The organism is Williamsia soli, from assembly GCF_017377795.1.
GTDB lineage: Bacteria > Actinomycetota > Actinomycetes > Mycobacteriales > Mycobacteriaceae > Williamsia > Williamsia soli.
Genome location: NZ_JAFRDR010000009.1, coordinates 252722 through 259708, shown reverse-complemented (window position 1 = coordinate 259708; position 6987 = coordinate 252722). Strand labels below are relative to the sequence as shown.

Sequence of the window (6987 nt, the reverse complement as noted above, 5' to 3'; positions counted from 1 at the left end):
AGTTACGGCGGCTATAGCGGTGGGGAAACGCCCGGTCCCATTCCGAACCCGGAAGCTAAGCCCACCAGCGCCAATGGTACTGCACCCTAATCAGTGTGGGAGAGTAGGACACCGCCGAACACAATTTGCGAATACCCCGTATTCACAGCCCACCAGCTGCGAATACGGGGTATTTTGCTATCCCCACACCACATTCAGCCCCCTGAGACCCTGCCGAGGGCATACTGCCCTCGGCAGACCCTCCCGGGGACGAATCTGGTGACGACCGCTTCTGACAGCCCCGCGACAGCTCATGGCAGGTCCATGTAAGACCCGACTCCTAGCGTCAGACACATCAACGCGAGCTAGGAGTCCTCGATATGCCCATGACCAAGACTGCGACCGCTTCACCGTCGCGCACCTATACGTCCCTCGCTGCGGCGTGGATCCCACTCGCCGCGCTCTGTCTGGCGTTCTTCGTCGAGATGGTCGACAACACGCTTCTGTCGATAGCGCTGCCGACCATCGGACGCGACCTCGGTAGCGGCACCACCGCCCTGCAATGGGTGACCGGCGCCTATTCGCTCACCTTTGGTGGCCTCCTGCTGACCGCCGGTTCGATCGCTGACAGATTCGGTCGTCGACGGGTACTGCTGATCGGGCTGGGGGTGTTCGGCACCCTGAGCCTGCTCGTGGTGGCCGTGACCACGACCGGCGAACTCATCGCCTTGCGCGCCGCACTCGGAGTCGCCGCGGCCGCGATGGCCCCGATCACGAACTCACTGGTATTCCGTCTCTTCGACGACAAGACGCTGCGTATGCGCGCCATGACGGTGATGATCGTCGTCGGAATGTCCGGATTCGTCCTCGGCCCGGTACTCGGTGGCACGGCATTGGCCCACGTGAGTTGGGAATGGCTGCTGGTCGTCAACGCGCCGATCGCCCTGATCGCCGGCATCGGCGTCTGGTTCGGTGTCTCGCCCGACCGTCGCGACGGCCTCACCAACGACCGTCTCGACCTCCCCGGCGCATTCCTGAGCATCAGTGCCATCGGTCTGGCCTGCTGGTCGCTGACCAGTGGTGTCCTGCACGGCTGGCTCTCCGCAGTGACGGTGGCATCCATCGTCGGCGCCCTCGCTGCCGGCGCCGCGTTCATCTGGCACGAACGTCGCAGCACCGCACCAATGCTCGACTTGCGCCTGTTCTCCGTCGGAACCGTCAGAGGCGCCACCATTGCGCAGATCGGGACGTCGATCGCGATGGCCAGCGTCATGTTCGGGCTGATACTGCACTTCCAGTACGCGTACGGCTGGAGCCCGATGAAGGCCGGTCTGGCCAACCTGCCCATCATCGTCACCATGATCGCGGCGACCCCACTCTCGGAGTGGCTCGGTGCACGGTTCGGCCATCGGGTCGCCTGCCTGGTCGGTGCGGCGTGCCTTGGTGGTTCCTTGCTCGGTCTGTCGTGGGGCGTCGAGCACGGATACCTGGCCATCGCGATCTGCATGGTGATCATGACCATCGGGTTGCGAACCGTGATGACGATCTGTGCGGTCGCACTTGTCGAAGCGATGCCGGCCAACCGCACGTCGATCGGAACGGCGCTCAACGACACCGCGCAGGAAGTCGGCACCAGCGTCGGAACGGCTGTCGTCGGCACACTCATCGCGGCACTGGTCACCACCCAGCTACCCGCCGGTGCCTGGAGCAGCAGCCTGATCGATTCGTTCTTCCACGGCGAACGGATCACCTACGCGATCCTCGCGGTCGTCGTCGGCCTGGTCGCTGCAATCGGCGCGTTCATGCTCACCAACTCTCGCACCACCGAAGAAGCGCACTGACCAGCGGTACTGTCCAGTCGATCGCGCCTAGGGCTCATGCCGCGCAGCCCCCATCTGGCGAACAGATAGGCTCGGTCAGTGTTTTCCAGCTGGGCCCATACGATCACCGCGGAGCGGCTCGCACCTGTGTTCGGTGCCAACGTCGTCGCGCGGGGCGAGGAGTGGGTCCGTGATGGGTCGGTCACCGACCTGGCCTGGGAAGGCGGGTCGGTCCAGGAACTCAGTGGTACCTGCGTCGGACCGGACAACGACAGAAACGACGTCTCGATCTCGTTCGCCTCGGTGGGCGAGAACTGGTCCATCGGGCGCGCCATCTGCACTTGTCCGGTCAGAATGTGGTGCAAGCACGGTGTTGCCCTGCTGCTGACGGCCGCGCAACCGGCGGATGGGGACCAGACGAGCTCACCGTCGTGGGAGTCGGTCGCGACGTCGATCATCTCCGAGTCCGCGCCGGGTCAGTCAGGCACAGCGCTGGCGCTACTCGTCAGCGTCGACAGCCCCGACACCCGGTCGGACGACGGCCCCTCGGTACGCCTGCTGCCGGTGACTGTCGATGGTCACCGGCAGTGGGTGCGCTCGGGTATCTCGTGGCGCGTGCTCGGCGGACCCGACGTCCATGGTGAGTTCGACGCCGGCCAATTTCGCGCGTTACAGCGGCTGGCGCAGACCGACGACGGACTCGTCGGGTCGAGCCCGCACGTGCACGTCGAGTTGACCCACGCCCCTGCGGCGATCTGGTCTGCGCTCGAGGATGTGCTGGGTGCGGGTGTTGCGCTCGTGGCTGATACGTCGTCCCTTGCCGACCACGTCGCAATCGCCAAGCGCGCGGTGCTCGGCCTCGACATCGGGCCCAGTGAGACTCCGGCGTCGGCGTCGCTCAAAGCGCACATCATCGTCGACGACGAACCCTGGAAGCTCGCTGACACCCATCTGTTCGGCGCTCCGACACCTCATGGGGTGTTCCGCGTCGTCGACCGCGTGCTGACCCTGGCCCCGTTCGATCCTGTGCCCCCCAACTCCTTGCTGCAGATGGCCAGGAGCAAGCTGACATCCCAGATCCCGGTCGCCGATACCGACCACTTCATGAACGATGTGCTGCCACGGCTGCAGGCATCCGTCCCGGTGCGGGTGGCCCACGGACTGTTCGAACCGCCGGACGTCAGCGATCCGACACCGGTCCTGACCGTGACCACCTCGGCCGACGGTGCGCGAGCGCACTGGTCCATCCGCTACCGCGTCAACGGTGAACCCCGGGACTCTGATCCGTCGAAGCGGGTGCCGTCGAACAGTTACCGCACCAAGAGTGCCGAAGATGCTGTGTGGCAACAGATCGACGATGTCCTGCGTGCCGTGGTCGCGTCCTCTGACGACTGGCCGCAGCAAGCGCGCGATGCCCTCGACGCGGTCCCGACGGCGTCGATGACCCAGCCCATGATCAAGGAGTTCCACGCCCTGCGCGCTGCCGACGGCGTCGAGGAGACGTTGGCAGCCGCGTCGCTGCGCACCTTGTGGGCGGGCGTGACGCTCTCGGAGGTGGAGGCCGCGCGCTTCTACGTCGAGGTGTTGCCGCAGCTCGTCGATCGCGACGACATCGTCGTCGAGCTGTCCGAGGAGCTCGCGGGTTATCGCCGGGCGGACTCCGCTGCGCAGCTGCGATTCTCGGCCCCCGACGCACAGACCGTGGGCAACGACTGGTTCGACCTGCGGATCACCGTCACCGTCGACGGCGAGCAGGTTCCGCTGGCAGCGCTGATCAGAGAGCTGACCGCCGGCGCGACGTACATGCTGCTCCCGTCCGGGACCTACTTCGCCCTCGACACCCCGGAGTTGACCCGGCTTGTCGAACTCTTGGCGGAGGGCCGGGCCCTTGGCGAGTTGGACGGAGACCAGGCAAAGGCGAGTTCGTTCAACGTCACGCTCTGGGAAGAGCTGCTCGAACTCGGCATCGTCGACGAACAAACCCGTGCGTGGCAGCAGAATCTGGCTCGATTGCGGTCCGCGCGGCCTCCTGTCGAGGTCGAGCCGCCGGGCATGCTGCACGCCGAGCTGCGGCCCTATCAGCTCGACGGACTCAACTGGCTGAGCTTTCTGTGGGACAACGGTCTGGGCGGCATCCTCGCCGACGACATGGGCCTGGGAAAGACACTGCAGACCCTGGCGCTGATCGGACGGATCCGCGAGGCCGGTGAGTCGACCAAACCCTTCCTGGTGGTCGCGCCCACCAGCGTCATCGCCAACTGGCTGGCCGAGTGTGAGAAGTTCACCCCGGATCTGACGGCGGTCGCGGTGACGGCGTCAGAGGCGAAGAGCCGTGGCTCACTTCAGCAGCGCATCGCCGGTGCTGACATCGTCATCACCTCATATACGTTGTTGCGCATCGACTTTCCTGTGTTCGAGGCCGTCGAGTGGGCGGGGCTGATCCTTGATGAAGCGCAGTTCGTCAAAAACCACAAGGCGAAAGCTCACCAATGTGCCCGGCGGTTGGCGACGCCGTTCAAGCTCGCGATCACCGGCACCCCGATGGAGAACAACCTGATGGAACTGTGGTCGCTGCTGTCGATCACCGCGCCCGGTCTGTTCGCCAAACCGAAGCAGTTCACCGAGTTCTTCCGGAGACCGATCGAGAGCGGCGCCCATCCCGAGCGGTTGGCGACGCTGCGTCGTCGTATCAAGCCGGTGATGCTGCGGCGCACCAAGGATCAGGTCGCCACCGATCTTCCGCCGAAGCAGGAACAGGTGGTCCCGGTGACGCTGATCGACAAGCACCAGAAGATCTACGACACCCGGCTGGCTCGCGAGCGACAGAAAGTCCTAGGTCTGCTGGGTGATTGGGAGCGCAACCGCTTCGAGATCTTCCGGTCGTTGACGATGCTGCGGCAGTTGAGCCTGCACACCGGACTGGTGGATCCGACGAAGCTGGATGTGCCGTCGGCCAAGGTCGAATTCCTTGAGGAGCACCTGCCGGAGTTGATCGCCGAGGGGCACAGCGCACTCGTCTTCAGCCAGTTCACCGGCTTTCTGGCGATCATCCGCGAACACCTGGACGCCGCTCAGATTCCTTACAGCTACCTCGACGGCTCGATGAACGCGCGCCAGCGCACCGAGGCCATCACGGCGTTCTCGGCCGGTACCACCAAGGTGTTCCTGATCAGCCTCAAGGCCGGCGGCTTCGGCCTCAACCTGACCGAGGCCGATTACGTCTACGTCTGCGACCCCTGGTGGAACCCGGCTGCCGAAGCCCAGGCTGTCGACCGCGCCCATCGGATCGGGCAGACCCGGCCGGTCACCGTGTACCGGCTGGTGTCGGCGGGGACGATCGAAGAGAAAGTCGTTGCGTTGCAGGACCGTAAACGTGAACTGTTCTCGGCAGTCATGGACGAGGGGGAGATGTTCGGCAGTGCGATCGGGGTCGACGACATCCGGGAGCTGCTGGGTTAGCCCTCGACAGCAGCTTCTATCTCGCGTCGATGATGAGCATCGCTGTGTGCAACGACGTCCGGGATTCGGCGTCGCTGAGATCGGCTCCGAGCAGTCGCGACAGCGTATCGAGCCTGGCGTACAGCGTCGGTCGCGAGAGCTTCACCGCCGCAGCGAGATCCGTCTTGTTGCCGCCGAGTTCGAGGAAACGCCGCAGCAGGGTGAACAGCTCGTCGCCATGTTTCGCCCGGTGTTCGAGCAGGGCTCGCAGCTCGGTCTCGGCGAAGGCCTGCACCCGAGGGTCGTCGCGGATCAGGGCGATCAGTCCACGCAAGCGGGTGTCAGACGACCGGTGGAACGGACGATCGTCGGGGAGTGCGAGGGCGACGTCGGCGACATGGCCTGATTCCGCGAGACCTGCCGCAGTATCGATGATCTGAGCGCCATCGGGGCCGACGCCGATCGCACACCGCTTCACCCCGTCGATGCGGTTGATGGCATGGCGTATGGCGGTGCAGACCTCGATGAGGGGATCCGGCCCCGGTCGTCCGGCTGTCGCGGGACGTCGGGACAGCACCACATCGATGCGGCGGCCACCTTCGGACGCGGACGTGAGTGCGGTGTTCCGGGTTGCCTTGATCGCATGGGTCACCGCGTCGACGATGCGGGCCCGACGCTGCTGCACCAGGAGTTGATCGGTGCTCGGCGCATCGCGCAGCCGGATGGTCATCGCGACGTAGGTGGACGCCGGTGTGAGACCCAACGCGAAGGCGCGGGCCGATGCATCTGCCTCGTGATGGATCCGGTTGTGCCGCAGATCGTCGACCAGCCCGCCCTGCGCCCGAAGCTCGAGTGAACTGCGGTCCTGTTCGGTCATCCGGTTGAGGGCGATCGCCTGGGCAGCCCGTTCGATGATGACGATCGAACGGTTGTCGGCGACGTGGCAGTGCGGCGCGATCAGCCGGCCCCAGGTCTGGGGCTGGACACCCACCGGCCTGGCAAGCCACGCCGCCTGATCGTGGTCACTCCCGGTCCGGATCTCGGGGGTGAGTCTCGACCGGCGGTCCCAGTCGGCCAGCAAGGAGGCCGCGTCGGTACCGGCGAAGGAGACGACCTGCCGGTTGAGGTCTTCGAGCACCACGGGCGCTTCGAGCATCTGTGCTGCCGCGGAGACTATTTCGTCGACGGACGCGCGCCGCATGCTGAGGTCGGTGAACGTCTCGTGTGCGGTGCGCGCGAACTCCAACTCGCCGTACTGATCGGCGACGATGGTGCGGTGGACCTGCTCGGTGAGCTGCACGAACCGAATCTGTCTGTGCAGGGCGATGACGGGGAAGCCAAGGGCTCGGCCTGCGTCGGTGACCGACTGCGGCACCTCGGCGATGTGGACACCCAACTCGATGATCAGGCCGACGGCGCCTGCCGCCGTCAGGCCGTCGAGATAGCCGTCCCGTGTCGCAGGGTCGGCCAGTGCGCGGCCGGTGGTGAGAACCAGTTCGCCGCCCTCGAGCAGGTCGGACAGGTCGGCGAGGTCGCTGACGTGCACCCAGCGCACCGGTCGATCGAGGGGGCCGTCGGTGATCATCTCCGGCTTCCCCGCCCGCACCACCGGCAAAGCAAGGATCTCGGCGATCGTCGGCTGCATTGACACAGTGTAAAACGTTGGCGTCCGAACCATACATATTGTCCGCACTCCGAGGGCCGCTGACCAGGCATGGTTGAACCAGATATCGCCACTTGACGAATAGGA

At 65.5% G+C, this 6987-nt stretch carries 3 protein-coding genes and 1 rRNA gene; 3 read left to right on the top strand and 1 reads right to left on the bottom strand.

What is annotated here, in order from left to right; genetic code table 11:
• Positions 1-3: 3 nt before the first annotated feature.
• The 3 genes from rrf to J3S28_RS22455 all read left to right on the top strand — a co-directional run bounded on the left by rrf (position 4) and on the right by J3S28_RS22455 (position 5258).
• Positions 4-120: ribosomal RNA gene (gene rrf, locus J3S28_RS22465) — 5S ribosomal RNA — on the top strand.
• 239 nt (positions 121-359) lie between these two features.
• Positions 360-1820 carry an MFS transporter gene (locus J3S28_RS22460; RefSeq protein WP_207843077.1) on the top strand — a complete coding sequence of 487 codons (1461 nt, stop codon included), beginning with the start codon at positions 360-362 and terminating at the stop codon, positions 1818-1820.
• Between the two features lie 78 nt (positions 1821-1898).
• Positions 1899-5258: a DEAD/DEAH box helicase gene (locus J3S28_RS22455; protein ID WP_207843075.1), complete on the top strand. Its 3360-nt coding sequence runs from the start codon at positions 1899-1901 to the stop codon at positions 5256-5258.
• Positions 5259-5274: 16 nt separating this feature from the next.
• On the opposite strand, the gene J3S28_RS22450 is transcribed toward J3S28_RS22455, so the two are convergent.
• Complete coding sequence (locus J3S28_RS22450; RefSeq protein WP_207843073.1) at positions 5275-6882, bottom strand: PucR family transcriptional regulator; 1608 nt, start codon at positions 6880-6882, stop codon at positions 5275-5277.
• Between the last annotated feature and the right edge of the window lie 105 nt (positions 6883-6987).

Excerpts from the sequence above, each read along its gene's own strand:
- J3S28_RS22460 (WP_207843077.1), top strand. The coding sequence starts at position 360 with ATGCCCATGACCAAGACTGCGACCGCTTCACCGTCGCGCACCTATACG.
- J3S28_RS22450 (WP_207843073.1), bottom strand. The coding sequence starts at position 6,882 with ATGCAGCCGACGATCGCCGAGATCCTTGCTTTGCCGGTGGTGCGGGCG.